This window comes from Steroidobacter agaridevorans, from assembly GCF_009932555.1.
Lineage (GTDB): Bacteria > Pseudomonadota > Gammaproteobacteria > Steroidobacterales > Steroidobacteraceae > Steroidobacter > Steroidobacter agaridevorans.
This window is the reverse complement of record NZ_BLJO01000001.1, coordinates 35,300-62,009: the sequence shown is the minus strand read 5'-3', so window position 1 is coordinate 62,009 and position 26,710 is coordinate 35,300. Positions and strand designations below refer to the sequence as shown.

General features: G+C 63.8%; 17 protein-coding genes and 1 tRNA gene. 11 read left to right on the top strand and 7 right to left on the bottom strand.

The features are described from left to right. Window positions 1–245: 245 nt before the first annotated feature. Window positions 246–2,900 carry a LuxR C-terminal-related transcriptional regulator gene (locus GYH35_RS00260; RefSeq protein WP_161827346.1) on the top strand — a complete coding sequence of 885 codons (2,655 nt, stop codon included), beginning with the start codon at window positions 246–248 and terminating at the stop codon, window positions 2,898–2,900. A gap of 90 nt (window positions 2,901–2,990) precedes the next feature. Here the strand turns inward: GYH35_RS00260 and GYH35_RS00255 are convergent, their stop codons facing one another. Next, on the bottom strand, window positions 2,991–5,795 hold the full coding sequence (locus GYH35_RS00255; RefSeq protein ID WP_161827345.1) for a YncE family protein: 2,805 nt from the start codon (window positions 5,793–5,795) through the stop codon (window positions 2,991–2,993). A gap of 261 nt (window positions 5,796–6,056) precedes the next feature. On the opposite strand from GYH35_RS00255, the gene GYH35_RS00250 reads away from it, so the two are divergent. Beyond that, entirely contained in the window at window positions 6,057–7,199 is a 1,143-nt protein-coding gene (locus GYH35_RS00250) for a PepSY-associated TM helix domain-containing protein (RefSeq protein WP_161827344.1), read from the top strand. Window positions 7,200–7,214: 15 nt separating this feature from the next. Continuing rightward, a complete protein-coding gene (locus GYH35_RS00245; RefSeq protein WP_161827343.1) occupies window positions 7,215–7,838 on the top strand; it encodes a TetR/AcrR family transcriptional regulator in 624 nt (207 codons plus the stop codon). Between the two features lie 2 nt (window positions 7,839–7,840). Here GYH35_RS00245 and GYH35_RS00240 read toward each other — a convergent pair whose 3' ends face one another. Genes GYH35_RS00240 through GYH35_RS00230 form a run of 3 tightly spaced genes read right to left on the bottom strand, consistent with a single transcriptional unit; the run spans window position 7,841 to window position 11,037 of the window. Continuing rightward, window positions 7,841–9,028, bottom strand: a complete 1,188-nt coding sequence (locus GYH35_RS00240; protein WP_161827342.1) for a carbohydrate porin — start codon at window positions 9,026–9,028, stop codon at window positions 7,841–7,843. Then, a complete protein-coding gene (locus GYH35_RS00235; protein WP_161827341.1) occupies window positions 9,025–10,359 on the bottom strand; it encodes a sensor histidine kinase in 1,335 nt (444 codons plus the stop codon). The genes GYH35_RS00240 and GYH35_RS00235 overlap by 4 nt, the downstream gene beginning before the upstream one ends. Before the next feature lie 3 nt (window positions 10,360–10,362). Then, complete coding sequence (locus GYH35_RS00230; RefSeq protein ID WP_161814217.1) at window positions 10,363–11,037, bottom strand: response regulator transcription factor; 675 nt, start codon at window positions 11,035–11,037, stop codon at window positions 10,363–10,365. Between the two features lie 227 nt (window positions 11,038–11,264). On the opposite strand from GYH35_RS00230, the gene GYH35_RS00225 reads away from it, so the two are divergent. From GYH35_RS00225 to GYH35_RS00200, 6 genes are all read left to right on the top strand, one after another. Then, a complete protein-coding gene (locus GYH35_RS00225) occupies window positions 11,265–12,302 on the top strand; it encodes a right-handed parallel beta-helix repeat-containing protein (protein WP_161827340.1) in 1,038 nt (345 codons plus the stop codon). A gap of 93 nt (window positions 12,303–12,395) precedes the next feature. Continuing rightward, a complete protein-coding gene (locus GYH35_RS00220; RefSeq protein ID WP_161814219.1) occupies window positions 12,396–12,929 on the top strand; it encodes a sigma-70 family RNA polymerase sigma factor in 534 nt (177 codons plus the stop codon). Continuing rightward, window positions 12,916–13,971, top strand: coding sequence for a FecR family protein (locus tag GYH35_RS00215; RefSeq protein ID WP_161827339.1), 1,056 nt, complete (start codon window positions 12,916–12,918; stop codon window positions 13,969–13,971). The genes GYH35_RS00220 and GYH35_RS00215 overlap by 14 nt, the downstream gene beginning before the upstream one ends. A 95-nt stretch (window positions 13,972–14,066) precedes the next feature. Continuing rightward, window positions 14,067–16,469, top strand: coding sequence for a TonB-dependent receptor domain-containing protein (locus tag GYH35_RS00210; RefSeq protein WP_161827338.1), 2,403 nt, complete (start codon window positions 14,067–14,069; stop codon window positions 16,467–16,469). Next, window positions 16,466–19,501, top strand: coding sequence for a CocE/NonD family hydrolase (locus GYH35_RS00205; RefSeq protein ID WP_161827337.1), 3,036 nt, complete (start codon window positions 16,466–16,468; stop codon window positions 19,499–19,501). Before GYH35_RS00210 ends, GYH35_RS00205 begins: the two co-directional genes overlap by 4 nt. 68 nt (window positions 19,502–19,569) lie before the next feature. Further along, window positions 19,570–19,983 (top strand): GNAT family N-acetyltransferase, encoded by a 414-nt coding sequence (locus GYH35_RS00200; RefSeq protein WP_161827336.1) that lies wholly within the window; start codon window positions 19,570–19,572, stop codon window positions 19,981–19,983. 194 nt (window positions 19,984–20,177) lie between these two features. Here GYH35_RS00200 and GYH35_RS00195 read toward each other — a convergent pair. The 3 genes from GYH35_RS00195 to GYH35_RS00185 all read right to left on the bottom strand — a co-directional run bounded on the left by GYH35_RS00195 (window position 20,178) and on the right by GYH35_RS00185 (window position 22,995). Next, a tRNA-Ser gene (locus tag GYH35_RS00195) sits at window positions 20,178–20,267 on the bottom strand. An 81-nt stretch (window positions 20,268–20,348) separates the two neighbouring features. Next, on the bottom strand, window positions 20,349–21,977 hold the full coding sequence (locus GYH35_RS00190; RefSeq protein WP_161827335.1) for an alkaline phosphatase D family protein: 1,629 nt from the start codon (window positions 21,975–21,977) through the stop codon (window positions 20,349–20,351). Between the two features lie 109 nt (window positions 21,978–22,086). Next, the gene (locus GYH35_RS00185) at window positions 22,087–22,995 is read right to left on the bottom strand and encodes a M55 family metallopeptidase (protein ID WP_161827334.1); all 909 of its coding nucleotides are present in this window, start codon (window positions 22,993–22,995) and stop codon (window positions 22,087–22,089) included. A gap of 139 nt (window positions 22,996–23,134) precedes the next feature. Between GYH35_RS00185 and GYH35_RS00180 the strand changes: the two genes are divergently transcribed. Both GYH35_RS00180 and GYH35_RS00175 read left to right on the top strand, forming a co-directional pair. Continuing rightward, a complete protein-coding gene (locus tag GYH35_RS00180) occupies window positions 23,135–24,721 on the top strand; it encodes an N-acyl-D-amino-acid deacylase family protein (protein ID WP_235936712.1) in 1,587 nt (528 codons plus the stop codon). A 230-nt stretch (window positions 24,722–24,951) separates the two neighbouring features. After that, on the top strand, window positions 24,952–26,667 hold the full coding sequence (locus GYH35_RS00175; protein WP_202623996.1) for a DUF885 domain-containing protein: 1,716 nt from the start codon (window positions 24,952–24,954) through the stop codon (window positions 26,665–26,667). The last annotated feature ends 43 nt before the right edge of the window (window positions 26,668–26,710 follow it).

Sequence of the window (26,710 nt, the reverse complement as noted above, 5' to 3'; positions counted from 1 at the left end):
CTACAGCGGCCGGGCGAACTGGCGTCTATGTGATTGCAAGATTTTGAATTGCAAGGGGATGAACCTTACCGCGCTGTCAGAAATGCTGTCATAAGCGGAGCTGCGGCGGTGCTGCATGCGCATTGACACCTTTGTCAGCAGACTCGTAGATTCCTCCGATCGATCGCCGCCGCATCGGTTGTTGTGGTGGCTCGTCCATCGCAACGATTGCATGGGGACCTATGCGCACGGCACGGAACCGCGACATGGCGCAGATCGTCGGCATGGCCACGCACTCGGCCAAGCTCAGCCCGCCACGCAGTACTCCAGCACTCATTCCCCGCATCGCCTTGCAAGCCCGCATCGAAAGAGGCGGCAAGCTCGTACTCCTGCTCGCGCCGCCCGGCGCCGGAAAGACATCGCTCCTCACTCAGTGGCACGGCCCGCTCGGGCCGGATCGACGCGTCGCCTGGCTGCTATGCGAACGACGCGATTGCGAGCCGGTGCATTTTTTTGCGTGTCTCGCGGCCAGCATCGATCGGGCGCTCGATACATCGATCGTGCGCTTCGTCGGCGCGAGCGCCTGCACGCAGTGCTCGGCCGAGCATATCGCCGATACCCTTCGCGATCAGCTCGCAGCGCTCGACGAATCGTTGGTCATCGTCATCGATGACCTGCAATGGTTCGATTGCCCCGAGGGCGAGCGGGTCCTGCTGTCCTTGATCTTGCAGTCATCCCCGAGCGTGCGCTGGATCCTCGCGACGCGGCGCGTGCCGCGATTCGATCTGCAGCGACTGAAGCTCGACGATGCGTTGACGGTGCTCGACGCCGCAGACCTCGCGTTTCGCCCCGAGCAGATCTGCGAGCTGTCGATGCTCCTTCGCGCCACCCCGCTATCGCTGCGGGATGCGACCGAATGCTGTCAGCGGACGGAAGGTTGGATCGCGGGCGTGAAGCTCACGCTGCTCGAGAGCGGCGAGCGGGTCGACGGACTCAATCACGACATCGGCGCCTATCTGAAGGCCGAGGCCTGGCAGGAGGTGCCGGATCGATTGCGTGAGCTCCTGCTCGCGACCTGCATTCCCGAGCAATTCTGCGGCGAGCTTGCGGTGGCGTTGCTCAAGGACGATGCAGCCACGCGATATCTGGATGAGCTCGAGCAGTTGCAGCTCTTCGTGCGCGCGCTCGACGGCTCGCATCAGTGGTTTCGCTATCACAGGTTGTATCGGGAGTTCCTGCTCGCGCAGCTGAAGAAGCTCGGATCGGCGCGCATCGCGCAGCTGCATCGAGTCTGCAGTGAATGGTTCATCGAGCACGAGCGACCGGGCGAAGCCTTACAGCATGCGTTCGCGACGGCGGATCGTCCGTGGTCGCTGCACGTGCTCACGCGCTGTGTGCCGGTGTGGTTGCGCACCGGTGAGTTCCCCGAAGTCCTGCAATGGTCCGGACGACTGACGCTGACGGAGATCATGAGCTGCCCGGTGATCCGCGATGCGCACCTGATGAGCCTGATCTTTCTGCGACATTTCGATCGGGCGCGTCAGGAGCTGCGCCTCGCGGGGCAACTGGCGCGTGATGAGTCGGAGCGACGCGCGTTGCCGCCGCTGCAATTGATGCTGGAGATCATGACCGACGCCGGGGTGCAGTTCGTCGTGCCGGACGTGGAGGCGCTGAGCGTGCCCGAGGATCCTTATCTCACCACCAATCTGTTCAACGTCGCGGCCTATCAATTGCTGGTCGATAAGCAGTTCGATGCCGCGCGTCGACTGGCGCTGCGAGGCAAGGAGCTGTTGCAGGGAACGCCGCACCTCTATGCGTTGGCGCAAGCCGCCGTCGTGCTGATATTGATCGATCGGGCCGAGGGGCACGCGAGAGAAGCCGCGGAGGGTTGCATGGATCTGTATGCGCGCACCCGAGGCGGGCGACGCAATCCGATCTGGGTGACGGCCACCACCGCCGCGGCATCGGTTCATTATCATCACAATCGACTGCAACAGGCCGAAGCGCTATGCAGTGAAGTCTTGCCGCTGCTCTCGATGGCGCCGTCCTTGGAGAACCTCACCGTGGCGCATGTGGTCGCCGCGAGGCTCAAGTGCGCATCGGGGAAGTACGGCGATGCGCTCAGGTTGCTGGACTATCTGCACAGCGTGCTCGAGGCCAGCAACTGCCAGCGGCTGTTGGCGCGGGTCTGCTTCGAGAAGGTCCGCCTGTGGCTGTTGCAGGAGCAGCCGCTGCGCGCGTTGCGGGTGCTTGCCGACTGCGGACAGTCATTCCATGTCGATGCAAGCAATACCGCCGAGCCGCAGTGGGAAGAGTTTGCTTTATCGCGAGTCGCGATCCTGATTCATCGCGGGCTGTTCGATACGGCGGCGAGTGAGCTGCAGCGGCTATGTGAGCGCGCGGAGGTGGCGGGCGATGTCTACGGCCGGGTGCGGCTCGAGGCGGCGCTTGCGACCTGCAGCTGGCAGGCGCACGAGGAAGACGCGGCGTTTCGCTGGATGAATCGTGCCCTGACGCTTACCGGGCACCGAGGCTTCAGCCGGGCGGTGTTCGACGATGTGTTCGGTCTGCCAAAGATGTTTGCGACCGCGATCAAGATGTCGCGCGTGCCGAACCTGCCCCCGGCCGAGTACTTCAAGCGCTTTCGCGATGTGCTGGCCTTCGATCCCTACGAGAGCCATCCGCCGGCCGAGCCGACGCCGCTACTGACCCAGCGCGAGCTCGATCTGCTGAAGCTCGTATCGCTGGGCCTGACCAACAAGGACATCAGCGAGCGAAGCAACATCACGCTGCTGACCACGAAGTGGCACCTGAAGAACGTGTTCGCGAAGCTCGGTGTGAGCACCCGCATGGAAGCGGTGTTTCGGGCGCAGGAGCTGCGGCTCGTCGATGGGCGGCCGCCCTCGCTGCCGGCGCGTTGACAGACCGAACAAGAAAAAGGTCGCCGTCAGAGTGGGATGACGGCGACCTGTCGAAACGTCTGCAGCACTTGGTTTTTGTGGGAACGGGCTTTAAGGAACGGCAGCGATGCGTGCACCCGAGCCCGGAGGCACGCAGGTGAATGTGATTTCCTGTCCGGAGATCAGCGCCAGCGCGCGGAACAACGCATCGGGTACGTCGATGCCGCTGCCCGAGTGCACGAAGGAATCGGAAGCCGCGTTGTAGAGGAAGCCACGCGGCGTGCCCGCGAGGGTGAGCTTCGCGACCAGGTCACATTCGGTGACGGCGCCGCCGAGCGTCTTCGAGGTAAACGGCGCGGCCGCTCGGGCCTGTAACAGATCGATGCGCGGTCCCACCGCCGCGGCGTTGGTCTTGGTCAAGGTGATCTGCTGCCCGACGATGGGCGCGATGTCGGAATCGAACGCGAGCATGAACTGCTCCATGTCACGTCGGGTTTGCTCGTAGGTCGCCGCCGGGAAGCCCACTTCCGGCGTCGGCGCGAACAGCACCGCCGAGAGGAAATGGAACACCGTGTCGATCGAGCCGTCGTGCAGATAGCCGAAGCCACGAATCTGATTGCCGGTGTTGCCGGTGTCGGGCGTCGTGAAGAACGGCATGCCCGGGAAGCCGAACATGCCGACCTTCGTATAGGCATTGCGCAGGTGAGGAATCTTCACGATCTGCGGCAATCCTTCGAAGCTCGCCTGACCGTCGGTGCCGAAGAAGCCCTGCGAGGCATCCAGGCGATGACAGCCCTCGCACGTGAAGCCTGTGCCGGGACCCGCGGCGGGCGGTGCGCCGTCGGATCGACGGGAGCCGAGATAGAAATCGCGACCGCGCTGTTGAGCCGCCGTGAATGAGTTATCCAGATTGCGCACCGGGTTCGGCGGCAACTGCACCTCGAGCTGGAAGTTGGTGAAGCGCTGCATGGTGTTGAGATCCGGCAGCGTCGAGCGGCCGATCAATCCATCGAAGGCCACCACGAAGTTGTTGAACGACAGCTCCGGATCGAACGCATCGGTGCCGAAGAAGCCGTGCGAGCGATCGCCGCGCCAGTGCATGGCGCCGTGATGACGCATGCCGCGCAGCGTCTGCGTCGTCATCGGTCCCTTCATCGGATGGAAGTCGGTCACGACGCCCGTGCCGTTGATGCGCGGTTGCGTGTTGAGCGCCGCGAAGCCCAGGCGGATCGGAATGGGATTGCTGGTCACGAGATCATCGGGATTGCCGAGGTCCCAGGCCAGCTCGTCGTTGTCGCCGAAGATGTGACAGCTCGCGCACGCCGCCTCGCCATTGGCGGACATATCGACGGCGTCGTACAGCAGCGGCCGGCCGGTCACGACCTGCACGGGCTCGGGGTTGAACAGCGGCAGGGCGGCGATTTCCGCCTTGGTCGACAGGTTGATGACCTTCACCGCGTTGTCGAAGCGCGTCATCACATACAGCCGATTGCGGCTTTCATCGAGCGCAAGCCCGCTCGGACCGCCACCGCTCACGGTGATGTAATTCGGGCTCGAGCTGACGGGATTGAACGTGTTCGCTTCCAGCGCCGCCGTGTCGAACACACCGACTTTGCTCGAGCCGAACGCCGCGACGTAGAGCTTGCGGCCATCGCGGCTGACGGCCATTTCCAAGGGCGTGGACAAGCTGTGATTCTTCACGGTCGGATCGAAGCCCGGATCGTGCGCCAGCAGATCGTAGTCGATGTGCTTGTTCAGATGCCGGGAGGCGACGGTCGTGCCGGAGATCACGGTGATGCGAGTCTCGGCGAGCCGGCCTTGCACCGTCGAGCCGCCGACCACGCCCGGGCCTTCGAAGCGCACGTTGTTGATGGCTTCGGTATTGGAGATATATAACTTGCCCGTGCGCGGGTTGGTCGCCATGTTGAAGAGCGTCGTGCCGACGTGCGAGAACGAGGCCTTCTGCGTGAGCGCGTTGGCGTCGATCGAGAACACATCCTGGTCGGGCAATTGGAAACGAACCGCCGCATCCCAGTTGCGGCCCAGCTCGTCCTCCCAATGGCCGCTGGCGCGGTTGAACTTCACGATCAAGCCGGTCTCCGGGGCGCGCTTGCCTTCGAAGTTCGTCATCGGGCCCGGATTGCCGCCGGGCAGGGTGTTGCCGGCGAACGTGCACGGCGTGTTCGGATCGAAGCCGTCGCAGACCATCAGCTCGAACACCGTCGTCGTTTGATTGCCGGACTTGAAGGCCGCGGTATAGACGGTCTTGCGATCGGGACTCACGGCGAGCGCGCGTGGCGTATCGCTGAAGAACGTCATGATCTTGAGCGGGGTGCCGCCGAAGCTCGTGCCGAGATTCGCCGGATCGAACACCCACACGTCGGCGCGGCCGACACCAGGCGTCGTGAGCTGCGGATCGCCGGCGCCGGAGACCGACGCGATGGACGGATCGGTGCGGTGCTGGCCGCGATGCGCGGTCGTGATGAACGCACGGCCGGTGCTGCCGGCGAAGACGATGTCACGCGGCTCATCGCCCACGAGCAACGTTCGTGTGACCCGGGGCGTGCCCGACAAACTGACGACGCTGACGCTGTCGGAAAGATGATTCACCACCCACACTTCATTGCTGTTGCGGATGGCGACGGCGACGGGCTCGAGGCCGACCGACACCTCGGCATGCTTGAAAATGCCGGCGGGCGTGACGTTATAGATGACCAGCGTGTTGTTCGGTGTGTTGACGGCGAACAGCCTGCTACCGTCGGATGACAAGGCGAGCGGCCGGACCTGACCGCTTTCGAAAGCGACGAACGATGGCGCCGCCTGCACCGCGGGCGCGAGCATCGAGGCTAGAAACAAAGCGCCGCTCGCCGCCAGCCAGCGCCCGAGCCGGGCAGTCCCCCCTGAACGTTTGAGCATGGTTCTCTCCGTGGCCAGTTCAATCCGTTGTGTGAACGGACCGGACTGTACGCGCTCGCGGGGCGGGCTCGCGCCCCTCCACGGAGGGGGCACAATTCCTTACAGTTGCGTTCTTGAAGCGAACAATGCTGTAGGCGCGAGACTGCTTCAGTCCGCGTCTGCGATTTTTCAGCCGAAATCCACGGCCCGTGTCAGGTCTCCGTCAGGCAGAACCGGCTAGGCTCCCCGCCGTCCGTCTTTATCGTCCCTCTCTCCAAGCGCATGGCTAAAAGCAGGTTCTGGTTCCAGGCCCACTGGCTGGTCGGCATCACCGTCGGTGTCTTGCTCGCGATCATGGGCTTCACCGGCGCGATGATGTCGTTTCAGGATCCCATCCTCGCGGCGTTGAACGCGGACACGCGCACGGTCGCCGTGAAGGCCGAGCGCCTGACCATGCCGGCGCTACTCGATCGCACGCAAGCCGAAGCGCAGCGCATGGGCGCGCGCGTGCGCACGGTGACGGTGCCGGGCGAGGCGGACGGGGCCGTGCGGGTGCTGTTTCTGTCGGGCCCGGGCGAGATCGTGCGCTACTTGAATCCCTACACGGGCGACTGGCTCGCCGGCGGCGCGCGGGGTGAAAAATTCTTCGAGCTCATCGAAGAAGTGCATCGCGGCCTGATCACCGATCGACTGGCCGGTGAGTATGTCGGCCGCCGCGTCGTCGACATCGCGGCGATCTGTTTGATCGCGATGGTCGCGACGGGCCTGTACTTGCGTTGGCCCAGGCGCACGACCAACTGGCGAGCCTGGTTCGTGATCGATCGTAAGCTGCGCGGGCGCGGCTTTCTCTACTCATTGCACGCCGTCATCGGCACGTATGTGCTGCCGCTGTTGTTACTCTCCGCGCTGACCGGTTTGTATTTCGCCTACGGGTGGTACGGCGACATTCTCGAGCGGCTCGCCGGTGTGCCGCCCGTCGCCGAAGAAAACATGAAGGGCAAGCTTCTGGTGGCGCCGGACATCGCCAAGGTGTGGGCGTCATTCGAGCAGGCCACCGCCTCGGAATCTCACGGCCAGATCGCCGTGCGCTTTCCGAAAGAGGACGAAGAGCCGCTGCGGATTCAATATCTGATGGCCGATGCGCCCCACGTCACGGCGTTCAATACGGTCAAGATCGACCCGACGAATTCGCAGGTGCTCTCGCACGAGCGCTATGCGCAGAAGCAGACCGGCGCCCGGCTGCTCGCGAGCATGCTCTCCATTCACAAAGGCGCGTACTTCGGCGTCGTGGGTTCGCTGCTGCTGATGCTCTCGAGCCTTGCGCTGCCGCTCTTCATGATCACCGGCTGGATGATGTATCTGGACCGTCGACGCGTCGAGGAGCGCGCCCGCAAGCGTCAGGCGGAAAGCGCCGCCACCGCCTGATCTATAATGCGAGCCATGGCTCGCAAACCTCTGACCAAGCCTCGCAAGCACGCCTCCCAGGACAGATCCCGCGCGACGGTCGACGCGCTCATCGAAGCGACCGCGCGCATCCTGGTCCGGGAAGGCTTCGATAAGGCCAGCACCAATCGGATCGCCGAGGCGGCGGGGGTGAGCGTCGGCTCGCTCTACCAATATTTTCCGAGCAAGGAATCGCTCGTGGTCGCGGTCATCGCTCGTCACCAGGAGGAGCTGATGCAGATCGCGCGCGACGCGCTGGCGGAAGTGGCCTCGCTACCGATTCCGAAGGCGGTGCGCAGGCTCGTCGCAGTCGCGATCGAGGCGCATCGCGTCGATCCCAAGCTCCATCGGGTGCTCGCGGAGCAGCTGCCGCGCACCGGGCGTCTTGAGAACATCGACGTCTTCAATCGCGAGTTCTACACGCTCTTCAAACGCTATCTCGACTCGCATCGCGACGAGCTTCGCAACCTCGATCTCGATATGGCGGCTTATGTGTGCGTGACCTCGATCGAGGCGCTGACTCACAACGCGGTCCTGCATCGATCGGAGATGCTCTCGGAGGAGGTCGCGGGCAGGCTCGTCGATGAGGCCACGCACCTGATCGTCAAATATCTGCAGTAGCTTCAGCCCGGCTCGTTGCTCCAGGTGAGCTCGAAGCGCAGGCCCACGACCCAGGCGTCATCGAGCGCAGGATCCGTGCCGGGATTGATGATGTATTGCAGGTCCGGCTGCAGCGCGAGCCATGACAAAGCTTGCACTCGATAGGTCAGCTCGATCGCGGTCTCGTGCCGCTCGTAGGCGAGGCCCAGATCCGCTTGAGCGCGGCGGAACGCATCGCCATTGGTGACGCTGGCCACCGCGAGGCCGAGTTGCTCCTCGTAGTCGGCACTCGCGAGCATCGGCGCCGACCAGACGAGACCTGCGCCGAGGTAGCGGGAGATCTGATGCACATCGGAGTCCGCGAAGCCCACGCGAAGAAAGCCCGAAAGCGAGCCTTCGCCGCGCTCCATCAAGGTTCCCTCGGTGAGCGCATAGACGCCCAACGATTCGGTTCGTCGCAGCACTTCTTCATTGGCGAAGTCGGTCGATCGTCCGGTGTGACGCCACACGCCGAGGAGGGTGCGATTGGCGTCGATGGGGCGCAGTGTGACTTCGCCCACCAAGAGCGTGCCTTCACCGCTTTGCAGATCGAGGGTCGTGCGTCGAGGATGCGTGGGATCGCCGACCGTGCCTTCGAACGCGCCGAGGCGCACTTGCACGCGCTCGCTGTAATCCCAGCGCATCACTCCGCCCAGGCCCGTGATGGGAAAGATCGAGGGACCGTTCTCGCCGACCTGACTGAAATCCGGGCCGATGCCATGCGAGCTGTTGATGAACAGCGCGCCGGTTTCGTTCACATCGAGCTCGCTGTTGAGATCGATCAGGCCGAGCTTGATCGCGCCTGCCTCGAACGCGCGTTCCACCCACGCCTCATATAACCGCGTCGCTCCGTCCGTATCGATGTTACTGACGGTTTGAATATCGCCGACGATGCGATCCGACAGCGTCGGGCGATTGTTGTGCAGTCCCGAGACGGCGAAGGTTGTGCCCGTCCAGCCCCAGGCGCGCTCGGCATCGAGGGTCGCGATGAGGTCGATGTTATCGAGATAGGTGCCGTCCTGACGCACGCCACCGCTCACGTTGCGCCAGACTTCGCCCGTGTACGCCGCATCGAGCAGCAGCGCCGGCTCGCCATCCGGCGACTCGGCGGCCTCGACGCACATCGGCAATCCCAGTGCCGCGATCATTGCCGGCACCGCCGCAGTTCTCATGAAACGCTCTCTGTGGTCCATTCAATGGTGAAGACGGCGCCGCCGTCGGGCGCGTTGTCGGCCGCGATCGTGGCGCCGTGTCGGGCGAGGATGCTTTGCGCGATGGCAAGTCCCAGGCCTGCGCCCGCGCGGCCGGGCGCGGCGCCGCGCCAGAATCGTCGAAACAAGAGCTCCGCGTTCTCTGGCGAGAAGCCCGGACCGCGGTCGCGAACCACCAGCCGCGTGCCGGGGCCGACGATGACGTCGATGCTGCGATCCCGTGGCGAGTGGGCGATGGCGTTGTCGATCAGGTTCGCGAGCACGCGCGCGAGCGCTTCGGCATGACCTTTCACCGTGCCGCCGCCGTGATCGATGAGGGCGATGTCACATCCGCGCGCGACCGCGACGGGCAGCATGCGTTCGACCCCATCGCGCGCGAGCGTCGCGAGATCCACGGTTTGCGTGATCTGCGAATCGAGCGTGTCGGCCTGCGCCAGATCGAGCATCTGATTCACGAGCCGCGTCATCGCCGACACATCCTCGCGCAGCGCATCCTTCGCAGGACCCGCCTCGAGCGCCTCGACGCGTAGCTTCAGAATCGACAGCGGCGTGCGCATCTCATGAGCGGCGTCCGCTGTGAAAGATTCCAGCGTGTGCATCGCCTGCTCGAGCCGATCCAAAGCGCGATTCATCGCGAGGACCAGCGCCCGAACTTCTCTGGGCGTCGCAGGCACGGACAGGCGCGTCTCCATCCGCGATGGGTCGAGCGCATCGACTTCGGCGGCGGATGCCTCGAGCGGCGCCAGCATCCGTCGGACGATATAAACATTCAGCACCAGCAGCAGAATCGTGACGGGCGCGACGGGCACGATCACGTGCGCGTACGCTTCGCGGACGAACACCAATCCGAAGAGCGGCAGCGACTCGCCGCTCACCGTCATCGTGACCCACGCGTTGTTGGGAAGGTGACGCGCGCCCGAGACGATCACCGGGCCACTCTCGCGCTCGAGGCGCGTCCATTCGTGATCGATGGGCGCGGGCAGGGGCTGGAAGAGATTCGGACTCTTCGGCGCGCGCTCGAAGATCAGCTTGCGGCTGCTGTCGTGAACCGTGAACGTCCAGTCATCGGCGCCGCGAGGCGCAGCGAGCTGCGCGAGGCTTCGATGGGGATCATCGCTCGTCAGTGCGTCGAAGACGCGGTCGGCTTCCGTCGTGACCAGCTCCGCGGCGAGCTTGGGTCGGTTGCTCGCGTAGATCGCGAGCACGCCGATGATCTCGATCAACGAGACGAGCACCGCCGCCGCGACCAGGCGAACAGAGATCTGCCGGAGGAGACTCGGACCGGGCTGCATCTGTCAGGGCTGCGGAAAGATGGCGTAGCCGATGCCATGCGCGGTGCGCACCACGACGTTGGCGTCGGCGGCGGTCAGGCGCTTGCGCAGCCGCGACACCGCGCTTTCGAGCGCATTCGGTGTGACTTCCTCGCCGAAGGAGTACAGCGACTCCTCGAGCTGATTGCGACGGACGACTTGCTCGGCGCGTCGGAGCAATTGTTCGAGCAGGGCGACTTCGCGCGGCGGAACCTCGATGCGTTGCTCGTTGACCGTGACCGTGCGCGTCGTCGTGTCGAGGGCCACGTTGCCCAGGTGCAGAACGACGCCGAGGCTCGCGCCGGGCCGACGCAACAGCGCGCGGCAGCGAGCCGCCAGCTCCGCGATCTCGAACGGCTTCACGAGGTAGTCGTCGGCGCCGCCGTCGAGCCCGATCAATCGGTCGTTGAGTCCGCCGCGCGCGGTGAGGATCAGGATCGGTGTCGAATCGTTGCCCTGACGCAGCTCGCGAACCAGGGTCATGCCATCGCCGTCCGGTAGGCCGAGATCCAGCAGAATGAGGTCGTAGCTCGCGGCCGCGCGCGCGGCGAGCGCCTCTTTCAGCGAGCCGCAGCGGTCGATGGCGAATCCCTGTCGGGTCAGGCCATCGTGCACGAGTTCCGCGAGCTGCGGATTGTCCTCAACGAGCAGCAGGCGCATGGCACGAGCAACGGCATCGGCCGACGGGGAGGGAATCGCGATTCATTCTCAACTTCGCTGGCGACACAGGCTGGCGGAAACGAGCAGCATAGGGCCGCGGGGCTGACCAAGACCTGACATCGACGGATGGACTGGTGTGGGTGCGGCACCAGGCGGGGCCAACTACGCATCTACGAGCATCGGCATGTTGCCAACATACTTGACTCACCAACGTAGTGAGAATCCGCATGCCTGTGCGCTTCAGCCTGTTCGCTCTCGTGTTCGTCGGCGTGTTGTCTGGCTGCGCCCGCAGCCCGCAGGCAAGCACGCCGCCGAGCTCATCGGGCCCGAAAACCCACGTCGTCTGCCCGACCCAGGCGCTCGCTCCGGACTGCGCATTCTCCGGTGGCAGCGGCATCCAGGCGGCGATCGATGCCGCCACCGATGGCGACACCATTCGGATCCGGCCGGGCACTTACACGCCCGCCGGCGTGCGCGATGTGCCCTACAAGATCCACACGATCCGGGGGTTCGTCGTCGTCGATGGCAAACGGCTGAGCCTGATCGGCGAGCCGGGCGCCGTGCTCGACGGCAGCGCGGGTCCCCGAACCACGGGGCTCGTGATCCATCGCGCGAACGTCGACGTGCAGGGGCTCACGTTCACCGGCTTCAAGTTCGATGTCGAGGAAGATGAGATCTACGAAGGCCACGGCATCTTCGCCATCGACAGTCGCGTGCGCGTTCGCGATGTGACGATCGAGAAGTATCAAAAGATGGGTCTCACCGGCCGCGGCAACACCGATATCGATGCGCAGAACCTCCGCGTTCTCGATGGCCACGTCGCGATCTGGCTGGATGAGCATGCGCATCTGCGCCTCACCAACGCGCTCATCCGAGGCAACGATTCGGCCGGCATCGCGGCGTACAACAACGCCTCGGCCCATGTCGCGAACTCGGTGTTCGATCGCAATCTCGACGACGGGCTCTACGGCGAGCAGGACGCGACCATCTACGCGACCAATTCAATCTTTCTGAACAACAAACCGTACGTGGCGCGGGCGACCGAGAACAGCAGGATCTGGGTGGGCTACAGCGCGCTGTTTGGCAACGAGGGCGGGTTGTTCGCGAAGGATGCGGCGGTCGTGCGGAAGGGCGCGAACGTGATCGAGCAGGATCCGAAGCTGGATGCGGAGTATCGCGCCCAGGCGGGATCGCCGCTCGAGGGCAAGGGCGATCCGGAGTTCGGTGTCCCCACGGGCAGCCCCTCGCGGATCGGCTTGCCCTGAGGATTCTTCGCGCCGGCTTCGGCCGGGGGAGGGTCCCGGTGGTAGGCTGATACGGTCTTAGGGGCCGTCCACGGTGTGCCCGGCCTCGAGTGCATGACCCTTCAGCCCAGCAGCAATCGCTTGAGCGACTGGTTCCGCCAGTGGCGGCGCCCTTTGCTCAAATTTCTCGCCTCGCGCAGCGCCGTTCCGGCATCCGATCTGGATGACGTGGCCCAGGAGGTGTTCCTGCGCCTGATGCGCTACTCCCGGGAGGATCTGGTCGAGCATCCGCAGGCCTATCTGTTCAAGATCGCCTCCAACGTCGCCGCCGAGCGGGCCTTGCGGATCCGGCACTCCCGGCCGCACGAGTCGCGCTGGCTGGAGGATTTGCGCGCGGAGGATCGACCGCCGGACACTGTGGCGCGGGCCGCCGCCCAGGCGGAAATCGAGCGGGCGCTCAACACGCTTGCAGCGAGGGAACGTGAAGTGTTGAAGCAGCAGTTCTTCGAAGGACTGGGTCACGCCGAGATCGCCGAGCGACTCGGCACCAGCCGGCGCAACGTCAAGCGCATCGTCATCAGGAGCTATCGAAAGTTGCGCGAGGAGCTGGATCCGGCGCTGTTGGAGGTCATCCATGGCGCCGACTGATCGCCGTAGCCGGGCCAGCGAGGAGGCCGGGGAGTGGCTGCTACGTCTGCAGGCCGGTGAGCTGCCTCGCGAACAGCGCGAAGCGCTCGTCGATTGGTTGCGCGAGTCGCCGGTGCACGTGGCGGAGCTGCTGCGCATGGCGAGCGTGCACGGTGCGCTCGAACAGTTCGAACACTGGACAGGCATCGCGACGAGCGGGGCCGAGCACGATGATGTCGTCGTGCCCCTGATCGCTGCTCGGCAGGGGCCGGCCGTGCCGGCGAAGAAACGTTCCGGCGCGCGATGGTTGGCAGCGGCGGGCATCGCATGCATTGCTGTGATTGTCGGCTTCCTCGCGATGAGCTGGCGCGGTCAGGTGATTCAAACCGATCGGGGCGAGCGCAGGGAAGTCGCGCTCGCCGATGGCAGCGTCGTGCAGATCGATCCCGAGACACGGCTGCGCGTGAAGATGGATGAGCATTCCCGCCAGATCCATCTCGACACCGGACGCGCATTGTTCCGGGTGGCGAAGAATCCGACCCGACCCTTCATCGTGCATGCGGATGCGACCACGGTGCGAGCGATCGGGACTGCGTTCGGCGTCGAGCGACGATCGCAGGGCGTCGTCGTCACGGTCGCCGAAGGCAAAGTGGCCGTCGATGGTCCGCGTGAGGACGGCGCCGTGCAGACGGTCGAATCTTCATCGGGCCAGTGGGTGCTGTCCGGTGCGAATGGGATCGTGCTGGTTGCGAACGAGCAGGTGACCTTGCAGGTGGCGGCGTCGACACCGCAGGTTCGCAAGGTGGATAGCGGCCGCGCGCTCGCCTGGGCCGAAGGCCGGCTCATCTTCGAAGACACGCCGGTCGCCGACGTGGTGGCGCAGTTCAATCGCTATAACAGCATCCAGATCCAGGTGCAGGATGCGCGTCTGGCGGCGCGCCCGGTCAGCGGCGTGTTCAACGCCGCCAATCCGGAAGCGTTCATCGATTTCATTCAAGCCGGCGCGGCGGTGCAGATCCGTCGCGAGCCCGGAGGTCACATCGTCATTTCGTCGCCGCCCTGACGGGAATGCTCATGATCGGAGTGTCCCGTTTGCTCACAAGCACGGTCTTACGCCCGCCCACACAAATTACTTTACACGGGGCGGGGAGAGTCGTGATGAGAGCAGCCTGCTTGTCAGTTGCACTGGCGTTGTGCGCCACCATCGTTCCGGCGGGCGCGCAGGCGATCGCGCAGCGCTATGACCTGAACATTCCGCGTCAGTCGTTGGATACCGCGTTGAAGGAGTTCGCGCATCAGACCGGCCTGCAGGTCGCGCGTTTCAGCGACACCATCGATGGCACCATGATGGTCGGCCCCGTGGCCGGCGATCTGTCGGTCGAGCAGGCGCTGCGCGAGCTGTTGAAAGCGGGCGGCTTGAGCTATCGCGTCGTGAATGACAACACCATCGCGGTCGTGACCGATCGGCGCGATTCCCAGTCGGCGGTGCGCGCGCAGCCGGGTTGGCAATTGGCGCAAGCGAATGAGCCGGCACAAGCCCTGGGTGCGTCGGCGGGACAAAGCAGTGAGCGTGACATCGCGTTGGAAGAAGTCATCGTCACGGCGCAGAAGCGTGCGCAACGCCTGATCGACGTGCCGCTCACCGTCGCCACGTTGAGCAACGAGACGCTGGAGCGCGCGGGCATCGACACGCTGCTCGACATGTCGCACGCCGTGCCGGGGTTGGTGGTCTCCGACGCCGGCGGCGGATTCATTCGCTATTACGTTCGCGGTGTCGGCAACGTCTACGGTTCTTCCTCGACGGCGCTCGTCGGTGTGTATCTGGATGAGGCGGATGTGACGGGCAGCGCCAGCAGTCAGCTGGATCTGCGAGCCAACGATATCGAGCGCGTCGAAGTGCTGAAAGGGCCGCAAGGCACGTTGTATGGCGCCGGCTCCTCGGGCGGCACGATCCGCTTCATCACGCGCGATCCGCAGCTCGATCGCTTCACGGCCGAAGGCGATCTCGATGTCTATTTCACCGACGGCGGCGATTCCAGCCAGTCCGTGTCCGCGGTCGTGAACGTGCCGGTCGTCGAGGATGTGTTCGGCCTGCGCATGGTGGGCAACGTGGGCGATCTCGGCGGCTGGGTGGATCAGCCCGACGCCGGCGGCTCGAACGTCAACGATCAGCAGCTGCGGGAGGTTCGGGTCAAGGGCCTGTGGAAGCCGCTGGAGGATCTGACCGTCAAGGGCCTGGTGTACCTGCATCGTAACGAGGGCGATGGCATCGCGAGCAGCACCGATGCGGAGTATCAACTGGTCGCCGCGGCCGACCCGGCGCGGCGCCTGCCGTTCGCGACGGACTTCGATATCTACAACCTGACGGCGACTTATGAGTTTCCGTCGGTCACCGTGCTGAGCAGCTCCACGTACGTCGACAATTCGGCGCTGGTCTCGCTGAGTCAGAAGTACGCGATCGCGCCGCCGCCCGCGCCATTGTTCGAGGCGCTCTCCAACAACACCACGGACACGCGCGTCTTCACCCAGGAGATCCGCCTGAACGGGGAGGCGGGTCGCGTCGACTGGACCGCTGGGGTGTTCTACAAGGATGTGAACTACCGGAATCGGAATTTCCTCGAGCTGGCGATGGGCGGGGAGGATCTGGGCTCGATCCCAATATTCACCGAGGAACAGTCGAAGTCCGGGTCGTTGTTCGGCGATGTGAGCTATGCGCTGACCGAGCGCGCCGAAATCGGCGCCGGCATCCGCTACTTCACCGACGATTTGACAGCCTTCGACGGCGTCGAGCATCGCGATGGCAGTTTTCATTCGGTGGATCCAAGACTGTATTTCTCGTATGGCTTCACGCCGGATGTGCGCGTCTACGTCAGTGCCGCGGAGGGCTTTCGTAGCGGCGGCTTCAATACCGAGAATGGCGAGCAGACGACCTTCGATCCCGAGAAGGTGCGCTCGTACGAGCTGGGCGTGAAGGCCGCGCTGCTGGAGCGTCGCCTGTCGCTCGAGGCGGCGGTGTTCCTGAGCGACTATGAAGACATCCAGATGTTTCGTCTCGATGCCAACAATCTCGGCTCGGTCGACAACGGCGGCGATGCGCGCGTGAAGGGCATCGACGCCTCGCTCGATTGGCAGATGACCGAACGGCTGCTGCTGCAGTTGAGCGGCAACTACACCGATACCGAGATCGTCGCGCTCGCGCCCGGCGTGGCTGCGGTGATCGAAGGCGATCCGGTGGACTACACGACCGAGTATGCCGGCAGCGTGGCGGGCACCTATAGCTTTTCCTGGGCGACCGGACTGCCCGGGTTCGTGCGGCTCGACTACAACCGGCTCGGGCCGTCGCACATCACCGATCGTTCGGTGCCGATTCTCTACGAGTCCGACGTCAACGATCTGGTGAACGCGCGACTGGGCTTGCAGTGGAATCGCTGGACCATCGAGCTGTATGGCTCCAATCTGACCAGCGAAGACCGGCTGCAGGATCCCAATGGCGGGTTCGGCTTCGGCGCTCGCCCGCGTCCACGCGTGCTCGGTGTACGCCTCGGCGGCAGCTTCGAATGAAGGTTGCGTCGCTGATCCTAGGGATCGCGACGTTGGGTCTTGCGGCATGGGCCTCAGCTCATGCCGAGGGCTCACCCGCGGTCGACCCGATCGCTTCCTCGCAGGTGCAGCTCCAATGGAACGTGCGCATTCCCATGCGCGACAACGTGCAGTTATCCGCCATCGCTTACCTGCCGAAGCCACGGACTGCTCCGGCGCCGTGCGTGTTCACGCTGACGCCGTACACGGCGCAGACCTATCATGATCGCGGCGTGTACTTCGCGGCTCATGGCTATCCGTTTCTCTCCATCGATGTCCGCGGACGCGGCAACTCCGATGGCGAGTTTCAACCGCTGATCCAGGAGGCGCACGATGGCCATGACGTCGTCGAGTGGCTGGCGAAGCAGCCCTATTGCAACGGCAAGGTCGCGATGTGGGGCGGCTCATACTCGGGCTATAACCAATGGGCCACGGCCAAGGAGCTGCCGCCGCATCTCGCGACCATCGTGCCAGCGGCGGCGCCCTATGCGGGGCTCGACTTCCCCTCACGCAACAACATTTCGACGCCCTACGACGTTCAGTGGCTGACTTACACCAGCGGTCGCGCCGCGCAGGATCGTATCTTTGGTGACGCGAGCTTCTGGATCGCTCTACAGCGGCGATGGTACGAAGCCGGCCTGTCGCTGCGCGACTTCGATACCTGGGCTGGCAACCCGTCGGCGATCTTTCAGAAGTGGCTGAGCCATCCGCATCCCGATGCGCATTGGGATCGATACAACCCGAGCGCTGCCGATTACGCAAAGTTGCAGCTGCCGGTGCTCACGATCACGGGCAGCTACGATGCGAATCAGCCCGGCGCGCTCATGCACTACCGCGAGCACATGAAGCACGCGTCGGCCGAAGCTCGCGCCGCGCATTATCTCGTGATCGGGCCCTGGGATCATTCGGGCACTCGAACGCCGAAGGCGGAATTCGGCGGCCTCACGCTTGGGGCCGCGAGCTTGCTCGATCTGCCGCAGCTGCATCTGGACTGGTACGCATGGACGATGAGGCAGGGGGCGAAGCCGTCGTTCCTGAAAAAGAACGTTGCCTACTATGTGATGGGCGCCGACCAATGGCGGTATGCCGATTCACTCGACGCCGTGACCGCCGAACGGCGTCCTTACTACCTTGCATCGAATGGCGCGGCGTCCGATGTTTTCTCTTCAGGCATGCTGACGGCGGCGTCGCGAGGACGTCCGGATCAGTATCGATATGATCCCCGTGACACTAGCACCGCGGCGCTGCAGTCGGTGCCAGCGCCGGAGCTTACCGATCAGCGGCTGATCCACGCGCGCAACGGCAAGCAGCTGATCTATCACACCGAACCGTTTGCGACGCCGACCGAAATCAGCGGCTTTTTCAAGCTGACCGCCTGGCTTGCCATCGATCAGCCCGATACTGACTTCGCGGTGAGCGTTTACGAGGTTGCATCCGATGGCGGCAGCGTGCTGTTGTCCACGGATCTGATGCGGGCACGCTATCGTGAGAGCTTCCGAGCGCCGAAGCTGATCGAGAGCCGCGCACCGCTGCGCTATGACTTCGATCGCTTCACCTTCGTTTCGAGGCAGATTCGTGCCGGCAGCCGGTTACGCCTGGTGATCGCGCCGCTTGATTCGATTTACTGGGAAAAGAATCACAACAGCGGTGGCGAGGTCGCGGCCGAGACGCGTGCCGATGCGCGAACCGTGACCGTGCAGCTGTATCACGATCGTGCGCATCCGAGCGCGTTATACATTCCAATAGGTCAACCGCAGGCCTCATCCGATGCGTTTGTGAGTTGGGCGCAGCCGAAAGCGATTGCTCTGCAAGGCTTTGCTGGGGCTGAGGCTGAACGGGTCGGCGATATCGTGGGCTCCGCCCGCATGGTCTCGTTGGGCGAGCCGGCGCATGGCGCGCATGAGCCGCTCGAATTTCGTAATCGATTGTTTCAGTTCCTGATCGAGGAGCGAGGGTTCACGGCGATCGCACTCGAATCGGGCTTCAACGAGGCCCGGCGCGTCAATGAGTTCGTGCTGGGTGGAACGGGGGATCCGGCACAGATTGCGCGGGACGGTTTGACCTGGGGCTTTGGCGCCTTCACCGAGAATGTCGAGCTCCTGCGCTGGATTCGACAATACAACGCCGAGCCCGGACGGCGGCGGAAAGTGAAGTTCTATGGCATCGATCTGACCGGCGGCGACGCTGACAGCGCCTTCGCGACCGCGCGCCTGGCGCTCGATGATGCGCTGTCGTATCTTGGGCGCGTGAATCGCGAGCAGTCGGCGCAAGCGCGCGCGGCGGTCGAATCTTTTTTGGAGCGATTCACGCTCGCCGGCTACAAATCGTTGTCGGCCGATGAGCAGGTACGATTGCGGACCTCGATCGAGAGCCTCGTGTCGCTGCTCGAATCGCAGCGGCGTCGTCTGGTGGCGGCTTCTTCCGAGGATCAATACGAGTGGGCGCTTCGTAGCGCCATCGTCGCGCGACAATTGGAAACGTTGTTTCGTCTATCGCCCGCGAAGGTGGCGGACGGCGTCGTCGCGGAGTTCCATCGGGCGGCCGGGGCGAGAGATGCTGCGATGGCGGACAATGCGCTCTGGGCTTTGCGGCAAGAGGGGGCCGCGGGTCGTGTGCTGCTGTTTGCTCACAACGCGCACATCATGAATGGTCGTTTGCGCGGCGGGCTGTGGAACGCCTATCCCGAGGCGCCGGCGATGATGGGACAGCATCTGCGCTCCGCCTTGGGCGACGACCTCGTGATCATCGGCGCGAGCTCGTCGAGTAATGGGCCGGGATTGGCGACGACCGAGGCGGAGGCGGGGACACTGGATGCTGCGCTGGCCAACCTCGGCTTGCCGCATTTCATGCTGGATCTGAGGGGTGCGCCGCATACCGAGATCCCCTGGCTTTCGCAGCCCCAATCATTGCGAGCGAACTACACGACCGAGATGGAGGTGTCGCCACGCGAGGCGTTCGATGCTGTGGTGTATTTCAAAAAACTGCACGGCGCGGGCGATGCCCTGCCTGATTGAGGCGGGGGCGCGCGTTGGGGTGCGCTAAGATCCATACTCTCTATACGCACGGCGGCCTGCATTCAGTGATGAGATATTCCTGCGTCAACGAAATACCTTCGGTGGAGACTTATCGAGCGCTTCGCACTGGCTCGGGCCTGAGCGCGAAGACCGTCGAAGCCGCAGAGCGCGGCCTGCCTCATTCGCTCTTCGCCGTCCAAGTGCTGGATGGCACGACACCCGTGGGCATGGGGCGCGTCATCGGCGATGGCGGCTGCTTTTATCAAGTCGTCGATATCGCCGTGCTGAAGGCGCATCAGGGGAAGGGCATTGGCAAGCGGATCATGACGGAGATCGTCCAGTACCTGGAAGCCAACGTTCCCGAGACTGGCTACGTCAGTCTCATCGCGGATGGAGAGGCCCGGAACCTCTATGCGCAATTCGGGTTCGTGCACACGGCGCCTGCGTCCGTGGGGATGGCGTTCAAGCGTCGGGCTCGCTAACGCGTTGGCGCTGTCGCGCACGGGGTGGGATGGCACGAAGTACATCCATGTACTTCGCCCTGCGGGCGACCTAAAGGTCGTGCAAAACGGCTGTCCTGCCGTTTTGTCGAACCCACGAGACTCTCGTGGGTGCTCTAGTCCCACCCTGACGGCAAAAAACAAAAAAGCCCCGCAAGGGGGCTCTTTTGTTTTTTTGGCGGAAGGGGTGGGATTCGAACCCACGAGACTCGTGAGAGCCTGCCGGTTTTCAAGACCGGTGCAATCGACCACTCTGCCACCCTTCCACGCGCATGACGCAGCCCCGGGCGGGTCGGCCCGGGGGCGCGCATCCTAGCATGGATCGGGGGTGGACGCCCGAGGCGGGCTTAGTCCCACCGGTCGTGATCGCCCTTGTTCGGCCGCGGTTCGAGCTGTTTGCCGAACACTTTCGTGCCGTTCAAGTCCTTGAGCGCGACGCTCAGCACCTTGCTGTGCTCGTCGATGTCGATCTGGCCGAAGAACTGGAAGCCGCCGTTGGGCGGGGTGTTCGCGGCCGGCGGGGCTTTCTGGAAGATCACCTGCGGGCCGAAGGTCTTGTCCATGGCGTTCGGGCCGAAGCTGCCTGAGTTCAGTGGGCCGGCGACGAATTCCCAGAACGGCGCGAAGTCCTGGAACACCGCTTTGTTCGGGTCGTAGTAGTGAGCCGCGCAGTAGTGAACGTCCGCGGTGAGCCAGACAATATTGCGAATGTCCTCGCGCTTGATGAAGCGCAACAGCTCGGCGATCTCGAGCTCGCGGCCCGAGGCGGGGCCGTCGTTGCCGTTGGCCGGCCCTTCCCACTTCGCGCGACCTTGTTCGTCGGTGCCGTCCGGAATGTGAACGCCCAACGGCATGTCCGCCGCGATGACCTTCCACGTCGTGCGCGAGTCCTTGAGCTTCTGCTTCAGCCATTCCAGCTGAGGCTTGCCGAGGAAAGCCGTGTCCGCGCTCGATTCCACTTGCAGGTTGTGCGAGTTCGGTCCGCGATAGCTGCGCATATCGATCACGAACACATCGAGATCGCGGCCATAGGGAATGTGGCGATAGATGCGCTCTTCCTCGGCCTGGTTGTACCAGCGCATCGGTGAGTGCTCGAGGAACGCGCGCGTTGCGCGAGCGGTGAGTGTTTGAATGCGCTTCTCGGTGTAACGCGCATCGAGCACCTTGCTGTCCGACCAGTTGTTCGTGACCTCGTGATCGTCCCATTGCCAGATCTGTGGCACCTCGGCGGAGAAGCGCTGGATGTTCGTGTCGTAGCGGTTGTAGAGATGGTTGCGGCGATACTCATGCAAGGTCTCCGCGACCTTGAGCTTCTCGGGCACCTCATCGAGGAAGGCATTGGTCCAGATCAGATTGCCGGCGGCGTCGTTGACGTGCTCGACCATCGGGCCGTCGGCATAGATGGTGTCGCCCGAATGAATGAAGAAGTCCGGCCGCACCTGGCGCATGGCCTCGTAGATCTTCATGCCGCCGAAGCCGAGGTCGATGCCCCAGCCTTGACCTGCGGTGTCGCCCGACCAAACAAAGCGAATATCACGACGCCTGGAGGGTGGCGTGCGAAACTGGCCCACCAGCGGCTCGCTCGTGGCGCGCCCGGAGTCCAGGTCCTGATAGCTCACTCGCACGAAGATTTCCGAGTCGTCCGGCAGTCGGGTCAGATCGATACGCGAGGTGAAGTCGCTCACCTCGAGCGCATGCGGGCCACGAATCTTCTTCGAGCGTTTGAAAGTCTCATCGAGCGACCATTCCACGATCATGCGCGCGGGCCGGTCGGCGCGACTCCAGACGATCGCGCGGCCGTCGATCACATCGCCGATCTGCAGACCCCAGTTCGCCATCGGGCGCACCGAGTCGGACGTGACGATGGCCGGCGCCTGCTTCGAATACAGAATGCCGCCGATACCGGTGAGCGCGACGCCGCCGAGCGCGGCTTGCTGCAAGAACGTGCGACGTGAGAGCGGAGAGTTGTCGGTCATGCCTGGCTTCCTGTGACAGGGGCGGGGGAGCGCACATGTCATGCAGCAAACATGTCGCTCGCGTTACACGCGGCTTGCAGCTGCACGACTGGAGATTTTTACACGGCCATCATGGATCCATGTCGGCTTCGTACGTCACCGCGAACTCGACGAACTTGGATGCGGTGGGCATGTCCTTCGCGACGTAACGAACTGTGTGCGAGTCGATGCGCTCGACGATGGGCAGATAGCTCAGCATGTCGGCCTGGCGATAGCTCTTGAAGCGCAGGTCGAAGCGCACCGGCGTTGCGACCTTGTAAGGCTTGAAACTCTTGAGCCGTCCGAGCGCGCGCGCCGTTGCCGCTCGAATCGCATCGTTCGCTTCGGCGGGCGTCAGCGTGCGGGCGGAGTGGAAGCCATGCGCCCATTTCACGACCGCGCCTTCGACGTTGCCGAGGGAGCCCTGCAACTCTTTCACGAGCTGATCGTCGCCGGTGACCATGATGACGGGCACGCCAAAGTGCCCGGCGATGGCGGCGCTGATCTCACCTTCGCCCACTTGTTTGTCATTGATGCGCACATCCGCGAGCCGAGCGCTCGAGAGTGTGTGGGCACGCACGCCCGCCTCATTGTGCGTGCTCGTGTGATAGCCGAGCAGCACGACGCCTGCGAAGGAGGCATCGATGCCTTCCATCATCATCAGCGGCCGCGGCCAGGAGCGCACGACCGACACCTTCTTTGGAAATTTCTCGATCAGTAGGTTCTGCCCGTTGCCATGGGAGTCGCTCACGACGATCTCGGTGACGCCGGCGGCAAAGGCCGCCTCGATGACCGTGTTCACTTCGGCTGTCATGAATTCGCGGAAGCGCGAGTATTCGAAGCCGCTCGGCAGGATCTGCTGGTCGGAGACGACGCCCGCGACGCCTTCCATGTCGGCCGAAATGTAAAGTTTGAAGGGCGTCTGCGCGGCCGCGAGGCCGGGCAGCAGGCCGAATGCAAGCATGGCCAGGACAGCGTATAGCGATGAGCGATCTTTCATTGTCGGACCTCGATGCGGTTCGTTCATTATTGATGGCCGCTGGAGCCCCTCATCATAAAAGGACAGGCCCGCGGGCACATCTCCAGGGGTGGCAGCGTTTAGCATGCTGGGATCCGTCACGGGGTAATTCGTGCAATCGATGACATTCCGGTTCGCGCTCGCCATCGGCTGCCTGCTGCTTGGGACCGGGGCGCGCGCCTCGGATGAGGCGCCTGTCTATGATTTGTTGATTCGTGGGGCCCGCGTGCTCGATGGCACGGGCACGCCCTGGTACTACGCGGACGTCGCGGTCACGGGCGATCGGATCGTCGCGGTCGGCAAGCTGCCGGCGAATGCCGCCTCGAAACGAACCTTCGAGGCGAACGGTCAGTACCTGGCGCCCGGCTTCATCGATCCCCACTCGCATGCGTGGCCCGCCATCGGCGAGGAGGCGCTTGCGAGCGCCGAGCCGCTGCTGACGCAAGGGATTACCACCGTGGTCCTGAATCCCGATGGCACTGGGCCGGTGGATCTTGCGACTCAGCAGCTCAGGATCGAACAGGCGAGACCGGGTGTGAACGTTGCGCTGCTCGTGCCCCACAACTCGATTCGCATTCAGGTGCTGGGCTATCAGAATCGCGCGCCGACTGCGGAAGAACTGGTCCGGATGCAATCGTTGGTGCGCGAGGGCATGGAGGCGGGTGCGCTGGGATTGTCGGCCGGCCCGTTCTATCCACCCGGCAACTTTTCCAAAACCGATGAGCACATCGCACTCGCGCGCGTGGCCGCGCAGTTCGACGGCATCTACACCAGTCACATTCGCGATGAGAGCCGATACAACATCGGCTTGATCGCCGCGGTCGATGAAGTCATTCAAGTCGCGCGTGAAGCCCGATTGCCCGGTATCGTGACTCACATCAAAGCGAGCACGCGGGCGTGTTGGGGCATGTCCGCCGAAGTCATTCGCATCATCAATGCCGCCAGAGCCGAGGGCGTCGAGGTGTTTGCCGATCAGTATCCCTATGATGCCTCCGGCACGTCATTGTCCGCGGCTGTGATCCCGGGCTGGGCCATGGAAGGCGGCGAGAGCAAATTGAGACAGCGCCTGAAGGATCGGGCGCTGCGAGCGAAGATTCGTGCGAGCGTCGCGGAGAATCTCGAGAACCGGGGCGGCGCGGAGTCGATTCTGATCAGCTCGAACCGCGCCGACAAAAGGCTCGAAGGTCTGCGGCTCGATGCCATCGCGAAACAGCGCAAGGCGGACGCCGTGGATGTGGCGATCGAGCTGATCGCCCGGGGCTCGCCGACCATCTTCTCCTTCAACATGAATGAAACCGACGTGCGCGCCTTCATGGCGCAGCCGTGGACGATGACATCGACGGATGGATCGCTGTTATCCGAGGACAACGGCATGCCTCATCCGCGCGCCTACGGAACGTTTCCAAAGAAGCTGCGGCGCTACGCCATCGACGATCCCGTGCTCACGCTCGAGCAGGCGGTGCATTCGATGACGGGCTTGACGGCGTCGATCATGCGATTGCGTGACCGCGGCGTGATTCGCGTGGGCGCGCGAGCGGATCTCGTCGTCTTCGATCCGAAGACGCTTCGGGACAATGCGACCTATGAGAATCCGAGACAGCTCTCAACGGGCGTGACGTTCGTCGTGGTGAACGGAGTGGTTGCCGTGAGCGAGGGTCGGGTCACCCAAGAACGCGGTGGGCGAGTGCTGAGCCGCGCGCGAGAGTGACCTGGCGCCTCGTCGACAACGTGAGTCTCCTTTAAACGAACTGCGGCGCGCGTGCGTCGAACTCAGCAACGTGCTATTTGTGGTCGATACCGTTGATGAGGAGCCTTGCGTTGAGCGACCGACGTTCGTTTTTGAGGTCCGCTGTATACACTGCATTCGCAGCCAACTTACCCTGCGTCGCACTTTCGCAGACCCGGGATAAAAAAGCTGAGGCCGAGCTGCAGGCCCTCATGGATTACATCTATGAGGAAGAAGTGATGGCCAATCCGGAGTCACGCACCACGTACGGTACGGACAAAGGCGAGCATGCGAGTGCGAAGCGAAGATTGCTCGATCGCTCACCCGCGGGCATCGACCAGGATCACAAGGTCGTTCGCACCGCCTTCGCTCGATTGCAGGCAATCGATCGCAACGCATTGTCCGCGCAGTCCAAAGCCGACTACGACTCCTTCGAGTATCTGTGTCGCGTGATCGTGAGCGGATACGACAATTTCAACTACGGCACCTTCAGCTGGCCGGAGCCGTACAGCGTGCATCAGCTCGGCGGCACGTACCGAAGCATTCCGGACTTCCTGCACAACCAGCACACGATCGAGACGCGCGAGGACGCGGAGGCGTATGTTTCCCGTGTCATCGCGTTCGCGAAGGAGCTCGACAATGAGACGGGGCGGCTGAAGTCCGAGTATGCAATGGGCGTGATTCCGCCCAATTTTGTCGTCGATCGCACGGTCGCGTTGATGGACGGCATGCTGGCGCAGAAGCCGGCAGAAACGAAACTCGTGACCTCCATCGATACGCGTGCGCGTGCCAAGAACATCTCCGGTGACTGGGCCGCGCAGGTGACGCGCATCGTCGAGCAGCAGGTTCACCCCGCCTTGAAGCGACAGCGCGAGTGCATGGCTGGCATTCGGCCGAAGGCGACCAGCGACGCCGGCGTTTGGAAGCTGCCCAAGGGAGATGCGTACTACAAATATGCGTTGGAGTACGCGACCACCACGTCGCTCAATGCCGAAGAGATCCATCGCCTCGGGCTCGAGCAGATGGCGGAGTTGAATGCGCGCGCGGACAAGATCCTGAAGAGTCAGGGCATGACACAGGGCTCGGTGGGCGAGCGGTTGCGGGCGCTCGCGGCCGACCCACGTTTCATCTATCCCAACACCGATGCGGGCAAGCAGGAACTGCTCGATTATCTGAATGCCGGCATGGTCAGGATCCAGGGCCAGCTGCCGCAGTACTTCGGTCGCATTCCCAAAGCGAAAGTGGAGATTCGACGCGTCCCGCCGGATATCGAGGCGGGTGCGACCGCCGGTTACTATCAGGCGCCCGCGCTCGACGGCTCGCGGCCCGGTGCCTACTACATCAACCTTCGCAACACAGCGGAAACGCCGAAGTGGGGCCTCATGACGCTCACGGCGCATGAAGCATCGCCCGGGCATCATCATCAGATCGCGCTCGCGCAGGAATCCACGGCAGTTCATCCGGTGCGGCGCTTGGGTTGGTTCATCGCATACAGCGAGGGCTGGGGTCTGTACGCCGAACAGCTGGCGGACGAGATGGGTGTCTACGAGGGCGATCCGTTCGGCCAGATTGGTTACATCAAGTCCTATATGTTCCGCGCGGCGCGACTCGTCGTCGATAGTGGCCTGCATCACAAGCGCTGGACGCGGGAGCAGGGCGTCGACTACATGGTGAAATCGCTCGGCGAGCTGCCATCGACGATCACCACCGAAGTGGAGCGCTATTGTTGTTGGCCCGGCCAGGCGACGAGTTACAAGATCGGCCAGACTCAGTGGCTGCAGCTGCGCGAACGGGCGCGGCAGAAACTTGGCGCACGCTTCGACATTCGTCAGTTTCACGACATCGCGCTCGCTCAGGGCACCGTGCCGCTCGCCGTGCTGGAGCGTCTGGTCGATGAGTGGGTCGCGAGCAAACAAACGTCAGGTTGACCCGTTTGTGCGGCTGGCTCCGATGGCCGGAGCCAGCCCTTTT